This is a genomic window from Bacillus seohaeanensis (assembly GCF_042684945.1).
GTDB classification, from domain to species: Bacteria; Bacillota; Bacilli; order Bacillales; family Bacillaceae_B; genus Rossellomorea; species Rossellomorea seohaeanensis.
Map to the genome: position 1 here is coordinate 189385 of NZ_JBHUMF010000002.1, position 16209 is coordinate 205593.

Annotated in this window: 10 protein-coding genes; all 10 read left to right on the forward strand. The window is 33.6% G+C overall.

Features of this window, described 5'->3' with window-relative positions; translation table 11 throughout:
• Positions 1-114 precede the first annotated feature (114 nt).
• The 10 genes from ACFSUL_RS01500 (at position 115) to ACFSUL_RS01545 (ending at position 16207) form a co-directional block, all read left to right on the forward strand.
• Complete coding sequence (locus tag ACFSUL_RS01500; RefSeq protein ID WP_377932033.1) at positions 115-813, forward strand: response regulator transcription factor; 699 nt, start codon at positions 115-117, stop codon at positions 811-813.
• Positions 814-815: 2 nt separating this feature from the next.
• Positions 816-1751, forward strand: a complete 936-nt coding sequence (locus ACFSUL_RS01505) for a sensor histidine kinase (RefSeq protein ID WP_377932035.1) — start codon at positions 816-818, stop codon at positions 1749-1751.
• Between the two features lie 397 nt (positions 1752-2148).
• The gene (locus ACFSUL_RS01510; RefSeq protein WP_377932037.1) at positions 2149-3072 is read left to right on the forward strand and encodes an ABC transporter ATP-binding protein; all 924 of its coding nucleotides are present in this window, start codon (positions 2149-2151) and stop codon (positions 3070-3072) included.
• Entirely contained in the window at positions 3065-3757 is a 693-nt protein-coding gene (locus ACFSUL_RS01515) for an ABC transporter permease (RefSeq protein WP_377932039.1), read from the forward strand. Before ACFSUL_RS01510 ends, ACFSUL_RS01515 begins: the two co-directional genes overlap by 8 nt.
• 141 nt (positions 3758-3898) lie before the next feature.
• Positions 3899-4222 carry a PadR family transcriptional regulator gene (locus ACFSUL_RS01520; protein ID WP_377932041.1) on the forward strand — a complete coding sequence of 108 codons (324 nt, stop codon included), beginning with the start codon at positions 3899-3901 and terminating at the stop codon, positions 4220-4222.
• The gene (locus tag ACFSUL_RS01525) at positions 4215-4772 is read left to right on the forward strand and encodes an HAAS signaling domain-containing protein (RefSeq protein WP_377932044.1); all 558 of its coding nucleotides are present in this window, start codon (positions 4215-4217) and stop codon (positions 4770-4772) included. Before ACFSUL_RS01520 ends, ACFSUL_RS01525 begins: the two co-directional genes overlap by 8 nt.
• Positions 4769-5662 (forward strand): DUF4097 family beta strand repeat-containing protein, encoded by an 894-nt coding sequence (locus ACFSUL_RS01530; RefSeq protein ID WP_377932046.1) that lies wholly within the window; start codon positions 4769-4771, stop codon positions 5660-5662. The genes ACFSUL_RS01525 and ACFSUL_RS01530 overlap by 4 nt, the downstream gene beginning before the upstream one ends.
• Before the next feature lie 122 nt (positions 5663-5784).
• Positions 5785-6108, forward strand: coding sequence for a transposase (locus ACFSUL_RS01535; RefSeq protein ID WP_377932048.1), 324 nt, complete (start codon positions 5785-5787; stop codon positions 6106-6108).
• Between the two features lie 445 nt (positions 6109-6553).
• Positions 6554-11092 (forward strand): amino acid adenylation domain-containing protein, encoded by a 4539-nt coding sequence (locus ACFSUL_RS01540; protein ID WP_377932050.1) that lies wholly within the window; start codon positions 6554-6556, stop codon positions 11090-11092.
• Positions 11093-11158: 66 nt separating this feature from the next.
• The gene (locus ACFSUL_RS01545; protein ID WP_377932052.1) at positions 11159-16207 is read left to right on the forward strand and encodes an amino acid adenylation domain-containing protein; all 5049 of its coding nucleotides are present in this window, start codon (positions 11159-11161) and stop codon (positions 16205-16207) included.
• The last annotated feature ends 2 nt before the right edge of the window (positions 16208-16209 follow it).

A 16209-nucleotide genomic window follows, 5' to 3' on the forward strand; every position in this document is an offset into this window, starting at 1 on the left:
TATGAAAAAAAGTTATAATATATAGGTTAGTAGTAATAGCGAAACCTTCTGTATAAGATTTTCATTGTTCTTAAATAAGAAATGACTCGATATTCTAGGGAAAGGAGACTTCCTATGAATGGAAAAATACTATTAGTAGAAGATGATCAATCAATAAGTGAAATGGTAAAAGCTCAATTAATGAAAGAAGGCTTTACAGTCGAAGTAGCGTTTGACGGTGAGGAAGGTATTGAATGTTTTTTAAAGGAGTCCTTTGATTTAATTCTTTTGGATTTGATGCTTCCAAAACTCGATGGTATGGAATTTTTAAAAATTATAAGAGAAAAAAGTAAAATTCCGATTTTAATCATGTCTGCCAAAGATGGGGATGTAAATAAAGCATTAGGTCTTGGATTTGGAGCAGATGATTATATTACTAAGCCGTTTTCTATGATTGAATTGATAGCGAGAATAAAGGCTGTCATTAGGAGAGCGAATGAATATTCAGGAGGAGAGAAACAGCAAGAGGATACGATTAAGGCATTTGGTAAACTTGTTGTCGATATGAATAATTTTTCTGTACATAAAAATGGCTTGGATACTAAACTAACATCTAAAGAATTTCATATTCTTAAATTGTTTTTAACTAACCCAAATAAGGTTTTTACGAAAGCTCAAGTTTATCGTGCAATCTGGAATGAAGAGTATTTTGGAGATGAAAATGTTATTAATGTTCATATTAGAAGATTAAGAGGGAAGATAGAGGATGATCCATCTAACCCTAAATATATTAAGACCTTGTGGGGAATCGGTTATAAGTTGGGAGAATTTTAACTATGACAATTATATTAATCTTTCTTATTATTGGCTTAGTTACCCTTAATTTCATTCAATATCGATCTCAACAAAATCAAAAAGACCGTTTGACCTATGCTTACGAGAAATTAAAAAGCATTGTGGATGATAAAACTGATGAAAAACTTTTACTTTATACAGAAGACGAAAGTTTTAAACGATTGCTAATTGAAATTAATCGGTTGTTAGAGCATAATCAAAAAATCATTGCTACACATCATCAAATGGAAAATTCAATGAAAAAAATGCTTTCCAATATCTCACATGACTTAAAAACACCTTTGACCGTTGTGTTAGGTTATATGGAAGTTATATTATACGAACCGAATCTTAGTAAAGAAGAAACTGAAGAGTTATTGAAAAAGGTAAATAATAAAACCATTGAAGTATTAAATCTAATCAAAAAATTTTTTGAATTGGTTAGATTGGAATCAGGAGATAAGGAGTTTCCAATTACGAGAGTCAATATGAATGAGGTTTGCCGACAAAATATTTTAGGCTTTTATGATATTTTGACGAAAAAAGGGTTTGATGTTGTTGTTGACATTCCTGATGTGGACCTTTATGTCTGGGGGAACGAAGAGGAATTAAACCGAGTATTGAATAATTTAATATCAAATGCAATACAGTACGGCGGAGATGGAAAGGTCCTCGGGCTATGCTTACGTAATAGTGATGATTCGGTCTTTGTTGACGTTTGGGATAAGGGAAAAGGGATAAGTGAGCTCCATAAAGATCGAGTTTTTGAACGAATGTATACCCTTGAAGATTCAAGGAACAAACTTTACCAAGGAAGTGGTCTTGGATTAACGATTACAAAAAGGCTTATTGAAAAATTAGGAGGAGAAATTTTCCTTAATAGTAAGCCATTTGAGAAAACTACATTTACGTTTAAATTAACTCGATTTACTTATTAATCGAGTTTGTTTTTTTATGACTGTTGCTTTTAACAATATTGAAAATGTAGGGTGGATGGGGGAGGAAGGACCTCGACTTCTCCCCGCGAAGTATAAACATTGCTAAGGAACATGGTCCATTATTTCTTGAAAATAACAAGCTTACGAAAAGAGCCTTAATCTAACATTAGAGGCTGACTCATTACCAGGTTGTTAGGAATCATAACCTCATTTTTGAGAAGAACCATTTAGACTCCCTTTGCATTTTGATATACGTTGTAGCCTCACCCCTTTTTGAGTTTGTCTCTTTTTTGTACGAAAGAAGAAACTTAAGATTTTTGTAAGGTTTGAGTAAGAGAAAAGACAACAATTTTGACTAGAATAGAAGTAGTCAGTTAATAAGAAAGGGAGCCGTATTATGTCATATATCATTCAAACGAATCAGCTTACGAAAACCTATCAAGGGAAGGATGTTGTTAAGAATGTAAACATGAAGGTGAAAAAAGGAGAAATCTACGGGTTTTTAGGACCAAATGGTGCTGGTAAAACCACTGTCATGAAAATGTTAATGAATCTTGTAAAACCTACTAGTGGTGAAATTGAACTTTTTGGAAAAAGGTTAACCTCTACCTCATACGAGATACTAAAAAGAATGGGAAGTATTATAGAATACCCAGTTTTTTACGACAAGATGAGTGCAAAGGAAAACTTGGATTTACACTGTGAATATATTGGATATTACAATAAAAAGGCCATTGATTCTGCATTGGACCTAGTTCAATTAAAAAATATTGAAGGGAAATCAGTTAAAGACTTTTCCCTTGGGATGAAACAAAGACTTGGTATTGCACGAGCTATTATTACAAAACCAGAACTTCTAATTTTAGATGAACCTATTAATGGATTAGATCCTGTAGGAATTAAAGAACTGCGAAATTTATTTAAAATGCTTTGCGAAGACTATGGAATCACTCTTTTAATCTCGAGTCATATATTAGGTGAAATAGAACAGATTGCCCATACAGTTGGGGTTATTAATGATGGGAACTTGGTAGAGGAGGTGTCTATTGATGCTATTCGAGAAGAAAATACAGAGTATATTGAATTGAAAACAAATGATATTAAAAAGGCCGTCTATGTCATTAAAGAACATCTTCGCTTGACTAACTTTAGGGTGATAGAAGAATCACGAATTCGAATTTATGAATCGACCATTTCACAAGGAGAGATTTCACAAGCCCTTATTTTAAATGATGTAATGGTTGAGGAAATAAATAAAAAGAGTCACTCACTAGAAGATTACTTCATGACATTGATTAATGGAGGTGGAATAAGTGCTTAAATTAATTAATTTAGAAATCAGGAAATTTAAGCTCTTTCATTATTTAAAAGGAGTTGCATTTGCAAACCTTGGTTTTATTGGGTTACTTTCTTTAATTTACTTTCTAGAGAAGAATGATGGGAATGTGCCTTTTGAAAGCTATGATATGGCATTTACTATTATTGGAACAATGGTAAGAGCAACCTTTATTATATTTGCTTCTGTTCTCATTGTAAAACTGATTATAGACGAGTATAAAACCAAATCGATTGAAGTGATGTTCACATATCCTATTAATCGGAAGAAGATTATGGTTGCTAAACTTAATATTGTAATGTTTTTTACATTTTCTACTGTTCTATTATCTTCATTATTTATTGGAGGGCTATTTTATTTCGCAGATTCCATCGTACAATTTGTTCCAGATGAGTTGACGAGAGAGGAATTAAATGGTCATTTAGTTAGTGCGTTTGTAGGCTCAATAGCCACTGCTGGTTTGAGTTTAATTCCATTACTTTTTGGATTAAGAAAAAGATCTGCTCCTGCAACAATTGTTTCCTCAATCCTGCTTGTAGCGCTGACTAATTCAACTAGTAATGACTTTTCATTGTTTTCTATTATTGCTATTCCGCTATCATTAGCGGCGGTGGGGGTATTGATTGCTTTTCTTTCTATTAGAAATATTGAAAAGGTAGATGTAAGTTAAAATCTACTAGTAGTAACGCCCCCCTTATTAAAAATATTCATAATGTCTTTGTTTGAGCTGATTATCCTGAAAATTTCTATTTTTCCAATCTATTGAACTATATCTAGTACTTAACATTAATCACGTTGGGGGGATCCTGTTTTGAATGCTCAATTTAAAAAAGGAGCGCTGGAGCTATGTGTCTTAATCTCAATAGCTTCAAAGGATCAATACGGCTATGAACTTGCCCAAAGGATTTCGATGAAAATACAAATCGCAGATGGCACACTCTATCCTTTGTTGAGAAGGTTGACAAAGGAGGAGTATTTAACAACCTATTTTACCTCTTCATCAGAAGGGCCTCAAAGAAAGTACTATTCATTGACGAATAAAGGTAGAAAACGTATAGAGGTTCTAATAAATGAGTGGGAGCATTTTACAGATTCCGTTAATCAGTTAATAGAGGAAGGGATAGCTATTGAATAAAAATCAATATTTATCAGAGTTGCAGGATTTGTTAAAAGAGATGGACAGGGAGAGCAGAGAGGAATTGTTATACGATTATAAAGAACACTTTGATGTTGCGAAGGTTGAAGGGAGAACAGAGACTGAAGTTGCTAAGGAGCTTGGTTCCCCTAAAGTAGTGGCAAGAGAGTTACTTGCCGATTATAAAATTTCAAAAGCAGAAAAGCACCGTTCTGTAAAAAATATAGTTAGCGCAGTAGTAGCTTCTTTAAGCCTTGGTTTTTTAAATTCAGTATTTATTATTGGTCCTGTGGTGGGGATATTTGGGTTATTTGTGGGCTGTTTTGTTCTGGCTATAGCCTTATCATTATCGCCTTTAATTGTTTTTGGCAGTTTATTTTTTGATGGCTATATGAATAGTTGGTTAACAATTTTTAGTTCGTTCATTTTATGCAGCCTTGGAGTGATGTTATGTATAGGTTTAATGAAAATTGGAAAATTCCTTTATACCGTTTTAATTCGCTATATAAAATTTAATGTGAATATTGTGAAGGGAGTGAATCACTCATGAATAAAGTTATTTTTTTTGCTTTATTAATTTTAGGTATTGGGATAGTAGGAGTAGTAGCTGTGACGTTTTTCCAATCGTCCTTTTCTAAAGTAGAGATTCATAAAGAAGAGAGAGTGGAGAAGGATAAGGTAGAAGACATTGAAATAAACACTTCTTCAGCAGACGTTGAGGTTGTTCCATCAGAAAGTGATGAGATCGCTATTCTCTTGGATGGTAAAATTAATAAAGATTTAGAGGATAAATATAAATTCGAAGTTGGCCATAGCCATAAAAAGTTGAATATTAACTTTATCTTAGATGAAAATACAATTGGCATTAAATTGGGGAGTGTTCAAGATACCACACTTCAAGTAAAGGTACCTAATAAAGTTTTGAACGATCTTCAGATCACAACATCATCAGGGGACATATCTATTGATCGTTTGAAGGCTAACGAAATAATCGTAAAGTCTACCTCTGGTGATCAATCAATAATTGGTAGCGAGGCCGGTGACCATATCGCATTAAGTTCAACAAGCGGGAGTATAAAAACAAAAGAAAATACAGTGAACACAGCAGAATTTGTTACAACAAGCGGAAAAATTGATACAGAACATCTAAGTTCAAAAAATGCTGTATTTGAGACATCATCAGGCGATATTGTTTTCAACGGTGAACAATTAAAAAGTGATATGGAATTTACAACTTCGAGTGGTGATGTTGCCATCAACTTTTCTCAAACACCTGAGTCAGTGAAGGTAGATTTTAAAGGGAGCTCTGGAGAACCAAATATTAGTGTAGATGGATTGCTATTTGAAGATAAAAGTGAAAATAGTGCTGTAGGAGTAAAGGGAAATGGGGAGTATGAAGTTAAAGTAAGAACAAGCTCAGGAGATTTAACGTTAGAATAAAAGCTAGTGTACTTTCTTTAGTAATTAAACGTAAACCTATATTTCCTTGACGAAGAGTTTAAATATTAAAATAGCAGCTCCACTAAAATTCTAAAAGTCTACTGTAAAAGGAGCTGTGAAAAATGAAACGAAAAAGTTATAAAACAGAGTTTAAAATACAAGTTTCCCGAGAAGCAATTAATGTAGAGAATGCTGCACTTGTAGCTCGCCAGTACGAACTAAGTCCAACTATGGTGAATCGCTGGGTAAATGAATACAAGCTAGGGAAATATGGAATGGACGAAGAGACAACTATTTCCTATAGGAATTTATCCCTTGAAAACGAAAAACTAAAACAATTGCTTGGCGAAAAGGATTTAGAAATTGCTATTTTATTGGATTTGATAAAAAACAATTCCCCGCACCTTTTAAAAAAATTTAATGAACAGATAGGATTTAATTACTGAAGTTTCGAAAGAGGTTACCGTTTTATAAATATAAATATGATGATTTTTATGGAACATACCCGTATTCCGTTTATGGGCCTTTGTTCCTTTTTTTTTGTCTCTTTTTTCTCTTTGAAAAAGACCTTTATAGAATTCTTCGTCTCTTTATATATGGTCAAATGTCCTAAATAAATAAATATTCTAAAATAATAATAGTTGAATTTTTTATAAGAAAATTCAAGGAAAATGTCGAATAAATATTTAAAGTTATTTTCTGAAATAGCAATTTAGGTTTTTTTTCTCAGTTATTTAACTGAGTAATTAGAGAGGGGATTTCATTATTTTTTTTACAATATTTTCATATATAACCATTATTATATAATTAAGTAAAATCTTGAAATTGAAAATGGTTCTTGCTAATATTATCCATTGTTAGAACAGAAAAGGAAATAGGAGAGGGTACAACGTGCTAAATAACACTGATTATCTATCTAAAAATGCCTATCTTGAGAAAAAACTAGCAATGGTAAAAAGTAAAAAGGACGGAGATAAAAGTTCAAAGAAGTACAAAGGTTTAAAAGAATCAAGGTTGTCCTTATCACAGAAAAGACTTTGGTTTTTAAATAAACTTTATCCTGAGTCATCTGCTTACAACATTCCCGAAGCTGTTCAATTAGTAGGTGCCCTCGATATTAAAAAGCTAGAAAAGTCTATTAACACAATCATTAAACGACATGAAATTTTAAGAACAGAATATATCGATGATGGGGAAGAACCAAGACAAAGAGTAAAAGACTTTTGTTATAAAAAAATCAGGAAAATAGATTTAGGAAAGTTTCCTTATCAAGATAGAGAATGGTTAGCGATGGAGTTAATTAAAAGACAAGCCGCAAAACCGTTTAAACTTACGAAAGATTCTTTATTCACATACAGACTTTATTGTATTCATGAATCTTGTCATATTTTATTTTTAAACTTTCATCACAGTATTTATGACGGATGGTCTTCTGGCCTATTCTGGAAAGAATTATGTGCTCTTTATAATTCAAATGGGGAAGAAGATTTACTTCCAAAGTTAGAGATTCAATTTACAGGTTTTGCTGAATGGGAACAGGAAGAGGTAATGAAACCTTACATGCGTGATCAACTGCAATTTTGGCGTGAAACATTACATAATGCAGAGGTCTTAGATATTACAGCGGATAAAAGAAGGGATACAACAGAAGAGAGAAATCGTGGAAATATTGTCGAAGGCTTCTTACCTGAAAAGTTGAGGGCAGACATATTAAGACTTTGTCACGATAACGAAGTGACAGTATACATGTTTTTACTTACTGTTTATAAGATTTTATTACACAAATATACAGGCAAAGCTGACCTTATTGTTGGCTCTCCTATAGCTGGTAGAAAGAATAAAGAGTTTGAAAGTTTAATAGGATTTTTTGTAAATACATTACCGATTCGAACCAAGCTAGATTGCAAACAGAGTTTTCTCAATCTTTTGGGCCAAGTCAAAGAGACGGTGCTAAAAGCAATGGATAATCAGGATATTCCATTCGATAAAATTGTCAATGAACTAAAGCCTGATCGAGATGTTGGGATTAATCCTTTTTTTCAAACAACCTTTACTTATCAACCCGAAGGTGAAGGAATCGCGTTAAAAGGTCTAGAAATGTCCAACTTGGAAATAAATAATTATACTTCAAAGTTTGACCTTAGTTTGTTTGCAATAGACACAAGTAATAACGGCTTAAAGGTTGTTACAGAATATAATGATAGCTTATTCCACCAGTCAACTATCGAAAGGTTCACAGATCATTTTATTACTTTATTAAGAAGAATTGTTGAACAACCCACCACAGCGATACATAAGCTATCAATCCTCACAAACTTAGAAAAAAAACAACTATTAAACGAGTGGAATAAAAATGAAGTTCACTATGACCCCACTGATTACATACATAAAATGTTTGAACAGTGTGTTCAAAACAATCCTAAAAGAACTGCTCTCTTAGTTAATGGGAATGAGTATACCTATCAAGAAATAAACAATGAAGCGAACAAAATAGCAAACTATCTAAAAAAGATAGGAGTAAAGAACGGGGACTTTATCGGGATTAATATTAAGCGCTCTAAAGAATTAATTGTTAGCATTCTCGGAGTTTTAAAAGCAGGTGGTGCATACATTCCGTTAGATCCTAGCTATCCTCAAGATAGAATTCATTATATGTTAGATAAATCTAACTTAAACTATTTAATTACACAAACACCTGAACAATTTAAATCAGAAACTATAAGAAAAATAGATTTAAGGGAAGTAGAGAATGAATCAACCGAATTTATAGATGATTCTAATCATGTCACATCTGGTAATGATGCAGCTTATATGATCTTTACCTCTGGTTCAACTGGAAAACCAAAAGGTGTTGTGATTGAACATAAAGGTCTATGTAATTTAGTTCATGCCCAAAAAGAAATATTTACGGTAAAAGAAGAAGATCGGATTCTACAATTCGCCTCCATGAGTTTTGATGCTTCCGTATGGGAAATATTCATGGGACTTGCTAACGGTGCAACATTGTGTTTGATGCCTGAAGACTTTGATAATTTGGATATTGATTTTATTAGCTTCCTAACGGTAAACAAAATAACTATTGGGACATTCCCTGCTTCATTTTTGGCGAATATAAATCCAGAAGATGTTCCAGAATTAAAAAAGGTTATTGTTGCTGGTGAGAGATGCCCAATAAATGTAGCTAAGGAATGGTCAAAACACAAAGAATTCTGGAATGCTTATGGTCCATCAGAAACAACTGTTTGTGCAACAGTACATAAATATCACAATGAGGAAATCATCCCTATTGGGAGACCTATACCAAATAGTGAAGTATACGTTTTAGATGAACAAATGGAATTAGTGCCTGTTGGTGTTCCTGGCGAACTATATATAGGCGGGATAGGATTGGCAAGAGAATACTTTAATGATCCTGTATTAACAAATAAAAAATTTGTGAAAAACCCTTTTAAAGAAGGCAATGAACGTCTTTATAAATCCGGAGATAGGGTGAAATATTTACCAGATGGCACAATAGATTTTTTAGACCGAATCGATAACCAAGTAAAAATCCGCGGCTTTAGAGTAGAATTAGGCGAAATTGAGAATGCTCTACTAGAAATAGAAGGGGTATCAAAAGCAGTTGTAGATTTGAAAACAATGGAAAATAAACACTCTAAATTAGTAGCTTATATTACCTTACATAAAGAAAAGATTATTTCAAGAGAAGGAATACTAAGTCAGTTGAAAGATCAATTACCAGGGTATATGATTCCAGCTTCAATCATTGAACTAGAACAATTTCCTTATACTCCTAACGGAAAGGTTGATCGAAAGAGGCTTCCGGCGCCGGAAACAATTATTAAGGTAAGTAGAAGTGATAATGATTCCATTTCACCAGTTCAAAGTAAGTTAAAGGATATTTGGGAGGAGGTACTTAATAAAGAATCCATCCATATAGAGGACAACTTTTTTGAACTTGGGGGAGATTCATTATTAATTCTTAAAATTATTTCTCGAGCGAAGGAAAGAGGGTTATTTTTTACTCCACGCGTTCTTTACCAGAATCCGACCATTAAAAGGCTGTCAGAGTATGTAAAAGAAAATGAGGAAATCAATAGCCAACACTCTTCTCTCGAAGGGGAATTTTCCTTATCCCCTATACAGGAATGGTTCTTTGAAAGGAATCTAACGGATGAACATCATTGGAATTTTTCGATGCTGTTTTCCGTTTCTAGTCAGGTCGACACAGACATAGTAAAACAAGCAGTTAATCGATTATATTCCTATCATGATGCACTGCGATTGAACTTTAAAAAGGTTGATGGTCAAGTCAAGCAATATTATGGTGATGAGTCCTATGAAATGCCATTTGACATCATCGAGGTAGGGAAAGACGAGGACATAAGCACCGAGATAAATAGAATTGGATCTATTTATCAATCTAGCTTAGATGTGAAATCCAATTTAATTAGAGCTGTGTTTATAAAAACAGAAGGCAAAGAAAATAAACTTTTATTAGTTATTCACCACCTAGTTACTGATTGGATTTCGGGAGGAATTATTTTTGAGGATCTTTCTCAAATAATTCAAAGTTTGTCAGTAGGGGAAGAAATCAAATTGCCTGCGAAGACACATTCATTTAAAGGTTGGATTGAAAGGCTTGAGGAGTATTCTAAGAGACCCGATTTGTTAAATGAAACAGAATTTTGGTTAACGGTCCACACGTCTAATCAGCCTAGAATTCCTTTAGATTTTTCAAAAGGAGAAAATATAAGAAATTCAGTTGATGAAATTAGCATTGTGCTAGATAGGGAGACTACGAAGCGATTACTTCATGTAGGACTCGAGGAACTTAATAGTAAGCTTGATAAGGTTTTATTAGCATGTGTAATAAAAGCGGTGATGGAATGGAGTAATCAAACATCTGTATTAATTGACATTGATAGTCATGGGAGAGAAGACATCTTTAACAATATGGATATATCAAGAACAGTAGGGTGGTTTACAAACCTTTATCCATTTCTTTACACGGGGAGAGAAGATAAATCTATTGAAGATACAGTTTATTCAGTTGGTGAAAGGATGGAGGAAATACCTAATAACGGTTTAGGTTACGGGGTTTTAAGATATTTAAACGATTCAATTAAATTTAATCATCTTGATTCTGAAATTCTCTTTAATTTTTTTGGTAATGGAAATCATTATAGTGAAAATAGAAATGATTCATCTCAGTCTCTTGTAGAAATGGCAGAAGAGTTTGCAGGAAGTCTAAATAGCAGTAAGCAGGAAAGAGCTCATAAGTTTGAGGTTTTAGGGGTAATTAAAAACGGTGAGTTAATTGTTAGTTGGCACTACTCACGTCATTTACACAAGAGGGAAACTGTAGAAGAGCTCATTGGAAAGGTAAAAAGTTACTTAGAAGGTATCGTTTTATCCCATGTTAATTAATAGTAGTGATACCTTACCTTAATCTATCTTAGAAAAGATAAAACAGTTCATTATGGAGGTATTGTTGTGACATTAACCAATCAAACGATTCAAACTGTCAATAATAAAGACCATGCTAGTTCAAAAGGGCCGCAATCCCTTATAACGATATTTAAAGAGCAGGTTATTCAACATCCACATGCTATTGCATGTGAATCAAGCAAAGAAAAAATTACTTACAGGGAATTAGATGAACAATCTACCATTGTTGCCTGTCGATTAATTGATTTAGGTGTAAAGGCAGGGGCAGTCGTTGGTACATTAATGAACCGTTCAATTGATTTGTTTGTTACTTGGCTAGGTGTGCTCAAAGCAGGAGCAGCATATCTTCCAATTGATCCAACAAATCCAAAGGAACGAATTCAATACATTATACAAAACTCAAAAGTAAAATTACTGATTAGCAGCTCTGATACATCGATAGACTTTGAAACTGGGGATTTGAAGGATGTCAATATTACAGATTTGCGAACAAAAAGAGAATTTCAAAATCTTGTGGAGCTTCCGAGACCTTCCTTAGATAGCTTAGCGTATCTTATCTATACTTCAGGATCTACAGGAAAACCTAAAGGGGTTCCGATTAAGCAGAAAGGGATAATCAGGTTGGTGAAAAACACAAACTATGTAAATATCCTTGCACATGAAAATGTTGCTCAGGTGTCCAATGCCTCATTTGATGCGATTACATTTGAGGTTTGGGGGGCATTGCTTAATGGGGCAAGGCTAGTAATCGCAGAGCAAGAACTCATCCTATCTCCAAATAAACTAAGTGATTGGCTTAAAGCGAATGAGATCAAAACAATGTTTATTACAACTGCTCTCTTTAATAAAGTGGCCGAGGAGCAACCAACTGCCTTTTCACAATTGAAAAATTTATTATTTGGAGGAGAGGCTTGTAATAAAAAATGGGTACAACAAGTGATGGAAAAAGGGGCACCTGAAAAGTTATTTCATGTGTACGGACCAACCGAATGTACAACCTTTGCCTTAAGTTATTGTGTAAATGATTCAAAAGAATTTACACACTCAGATACCATTCCAATTGGAAAACCTATTACAAAAACAGAGGCTTTTGTACTTGGGAAGGATAGGAAGCCTGTTAAAGTAGGGGAAACTGGCGAATTGTATATTGGTGGGGATGGTCTGGCGATAGGGTATTGGGATCGCCCTGATTTAACAAAGGAAAAATTCATTGATCATCCTTTTAGTGCAGAAAAAGATTCAAAGCTTTATAAAACAGGGGATATCGTTAAATATTTACCTGATGGCAATATTGAATTTATTGGTCGTTCTGATTTCCAAATAAAACTGCGTGGATTTCGAATAGAATTAGGAGAAATTGAAGAAATACTTCGACAAAATAAAGTAATCAAGGAATCAGTCGTTTTACTTAAAGAAGCGAAAAATAATGATAAGAAATTAGTTTGTTATTACACCACAGAAGAAAGCATTTCTAAAAGGGAAATAAAAACAGACTTAAGTAAGAAATTACCGAATTATATGATTCCATCTGTCTTTATTGAAATGGATAAATTTCCACTTACTTCTAATGGGAAAATTGATCGGGCAAAACTTCCGGCACCAAAAAAGCAGGACTTGGGGCTAGGAGAATATGTCTCCCCAAGGAATGATCTTGAGGAAACTTTAGCGAGCATTTGGGAAGATGTATTAGATATCGAGAAAATTGGTATTTATGATCATTTCTTTGAACTAGGGGGACATTCCCTCCTAGCTACACAAGTTATTTCTAGAATATTTAAGAAACTAAAAAAGAGAATTACAATCCAAGAATTATTCGAGTCTCCTACAATAGCGAAGTTGGCAAAACATCTATTAGAATGTGAACAAATTAATGATAGCGATTTGATTGTGAAAAAACAGAAATCAGATGGACGCTCCCCACTCTCATTAGCACAAAAAAGATTGTGGTTTCTCCATCAACTGGAACCTGAAAATGTAGCTTATAATATCCCATTCGCCTATCAAATAACAGGGCCCTTAAACTATGAACATTTAGAAAAAAGTCTTAACAAAGTAATGGAAAGGCATGAAAGTTTGCGTACGACATTCAAGGAAGAAAATGGTGAAGCTATACAAGTGGTTCAGACTGAATCCTATACAAGTATTGAGGTTATTAATATAGCAGACCTTTCCTCCAAAGAAAGCGAATTAACAAATATTCTTAAGAAAGAATCGTGGGTTCCTTTTGATTTAGAGAAAGGGCCAATGCTTCGAGCAAAGGTTATAAAAACTTCTGCTACTTCTCATGTTCTTCTATTAGTTGTACATCATATTGCATTTGATGGATGGTCAGAAAAATTATTTTTAGAAGAGCTAAATGCAATTTATTCTTCATTAGAAAACGGCCAGTCAGCTAAATTACCTGAGTTAAGGGTCCAATATTCAGATTTTTCCGATTGGCAGCAAAGCTGGATAGATAGAGAAAGTATAAAAAAGCAAAAAGCTTACTGGAGAGAAAAGTTAAAAGGGGAGTTACCAGTACTTGAGATACCGACTGATTATCCTCGACCATTAGAACAAACGACAAAAGGAAACAGTATTACATTTGAATTACCGGAGAAATTGTCCATTCAATTGAAGGAATTGAGTCAAAAGGAAAACACCACCTTGTATATGACCTTTTTGGCTGCATTTAAAGCTTTGCTATATCGTTATACCGGGCAAAAGGACATATTAATTGGTACCCCAGTTGGTGGTAGAAATAGAGAAGAAATTGAAAGACTAATTGGTTTTTTTGTAAATACAATCGTCATTCGAACGGAGTTAAAGCAAAACCAAACCTTTGAAAAATATCTAAATCAAGTAAAACAGGCTTGTCTTGCGGCTTACGCCAACCAGGAGGTTCCTTTTGAAAAGTTAGTAGAAGAAATACAACCAGAAAGGAACTTAAGCCACAATCCTATTTTTCAAGCAATGTTTATTTATCATAATAAAGACCAATCAAATAGAAATTCTTTTTATATAGGAAAAGAAGAAATTGTAGTTTCTAAAGAGCATACAAAGTTTGATCTGACACTTTTTATTGAGGATCAGGGTAATAGAATCGTCGGAGAGATTCAATATAAGACAGCTATTTATAAACAAAGAAAAATAGAACAGTTTTTGGACCACTTTCTAAACTTACTAGATACAGTATCGATAAATCCAGAAATGCAAATAGATTATATTCCCATTCTATCAAAAAGGGAAAAACAAAATTTCGTAGAAATGGCATCTAATTCTAAAGGTTTCTCAGATCTAAAGAGTATTTATACTTTATTTGAGGATCAGGTTAAGTTTACACCTGAAGCGGTGGCACTTCAATTTAAAAACGAATCAATTAGCTACAAGGAACTAGAACAAAAAGCAAATAAATTAGCACAATACTTAATTGAAAAAAAGGGAATCCAAAAGAATTCCATTGTTGGTGTATATTGCGGGAAATCAATTGATGTTGTGATTTCAATTTTGGCTGTTCTTAGGTCAGGAGCTTGTCTATTGCCGATAGATGTAAATTATCCTAAAAGCAGGCAGGAATATATGGTAAACCATTCTAAGCCGGAGGCTATTCTAACAGCCAAACAATATGTATTAGATGCAGAAAGTATTTTTAGTGGTGAAACAATTGTAGTAGATGAAGAAAATTACCTTGAAACAGAAAGTAATTGTCAATTTGAGGTGGACCCTAATAATAGTGCTTACATTATTTATACGTCGGGCTCGACAGGGGATCCGAAAGCCATTGTTAACCGACATATAGGGGTAACGAATTACTTAACCTTTATGAAGCAAAAATTTGGTATTAATCCAAAGGATGTGGTTTTACAATTAGCATCCTTGTCTGTTGATGGATTTTTACGAGACTTGATTGGACCGTTAACAGCTGGAGCAAAAATTATCCTAGTAGAGGATGAAAAAGTTAAGGATCATGATCATCTCTTATCTCTTATTGATACTAATAAAGTCACCTGCTTGCTAAGTACGGTTCCTTCTATGCTAAAAGTGTTAGCAAGTTCAGCCATGGAGAAGGGGCTTAACTATGAATCTGTTAGATTGATTTTTTCAAGTGGCGAAGTATTAAATAACCAAACCATTAAGATAGTACTGAATAGATTTATCCATACAAAATTAGTTAATTTATATGGCCCAACAGAATGTACGCTCACAACTACTTTTAAGTATATGGATAAACAACCATCCTTTACGTATGACGTCGGGAAACCGATTGATAACATGTTTGTTTTCATATTAGACAAGCATCTTCAGCCTGTTCCAACAGGTGTGTTAGGGGAAATTTATATTGGTGGAGTGGGAATTACAAAAGGATACTATAATAATCCGGTTCAGACTGAGCAAAGCTTTATTTCTAATCCGTATTCCGACGATGATATGCCCTTATACAAAACGGGTGATGTAGGTCTATATCTTCCTAACGGGAATATTGAACTAAAAGGAAGAATCGATCGACAAACAAAGATTAGAGGCTTCAGGATTGAGATGGATGAGGTAGAAAGAATCATTGTTACACACCCAGCTGTTCATACAGCTAGTGTACTTGTAAAGGAAAATAAGCAGCAAGAAAAATATTTGGAAGGCTATATCTTACCTAACGAGGGGCAAGAATTGAATTTGGTAGAAGTGTTTACCTATTTAAGGAATAACTGTCCTGATTATATGGTCCCTGCTTATTTAAATATAATCCATTCCCTTCCTAAAACACCAAACGGAAAGGTTGATAGAAAAAGGCTCCATGAAGTGACGGTTAGAAGTAATTTAAATCATTCAGTAGAACCTGCTAAAAACGATACAGAAGAAAAGATATTAAATATTTGGAATGAACTTTTAGACAAAGAGAATATAAGTGTAAACGATAATTTCTTCGAGGTTGGAGGACACTCTTTGTTAGCAACTCAAATTATTTCTAAAATAAGAAGAAACCTAGATTTAGAAGTACCTTTACTTTATTTATTCAAATATCCAACGATTCGACAGCTATCAATGCAGTTAGAAAAAATGACACCAACTAATCGAAAAATAACGAAAATGAAAAGGGTACCTAGAAGAAAGAACATATAAGA

What these genes read in the sequence shown, in the direction of transcription:
- ACFSUL_RS01535 (WP_377932048.1), top strand. Translation starts at nt 5,785, where the DNA reads ATGAAACGAAAAAGTTATAAAACAGAGTTTAAAATACAAGTTTCCCGA.
- ACFSUL_RS01510 (WP_377932037.1), top strand. Translation starts at nt 2,149, where the DNA reads ATGTCATATATCATTCAAACGAATCAGCTTACGAAAACCTATCAAGGG.
- ACFSUL_RS01505 (WP_377932035.1), top strand. Translation starts at nt 816, where the DNA reads ATGACAATTATATTAATCTTTCTTATTATTGGCTTAGTTACCCTTAAT.
- ACFSUL_RS01530 (WP_377932046.1), top strand. Translation starts at nt 4,769, where the DNA reads ATGAATAAAGTTATTTTTTTTGCTTTATTAATTTTAGGTATTGGGATA.
- ACFSUL_RS01500 (WP_377932033.1), top strand. Translation starts at nt 115, where the DNA reads ATGAATGGAAAAATACTATTAGTAGAAGATGATCAATCAATAAGTGAA.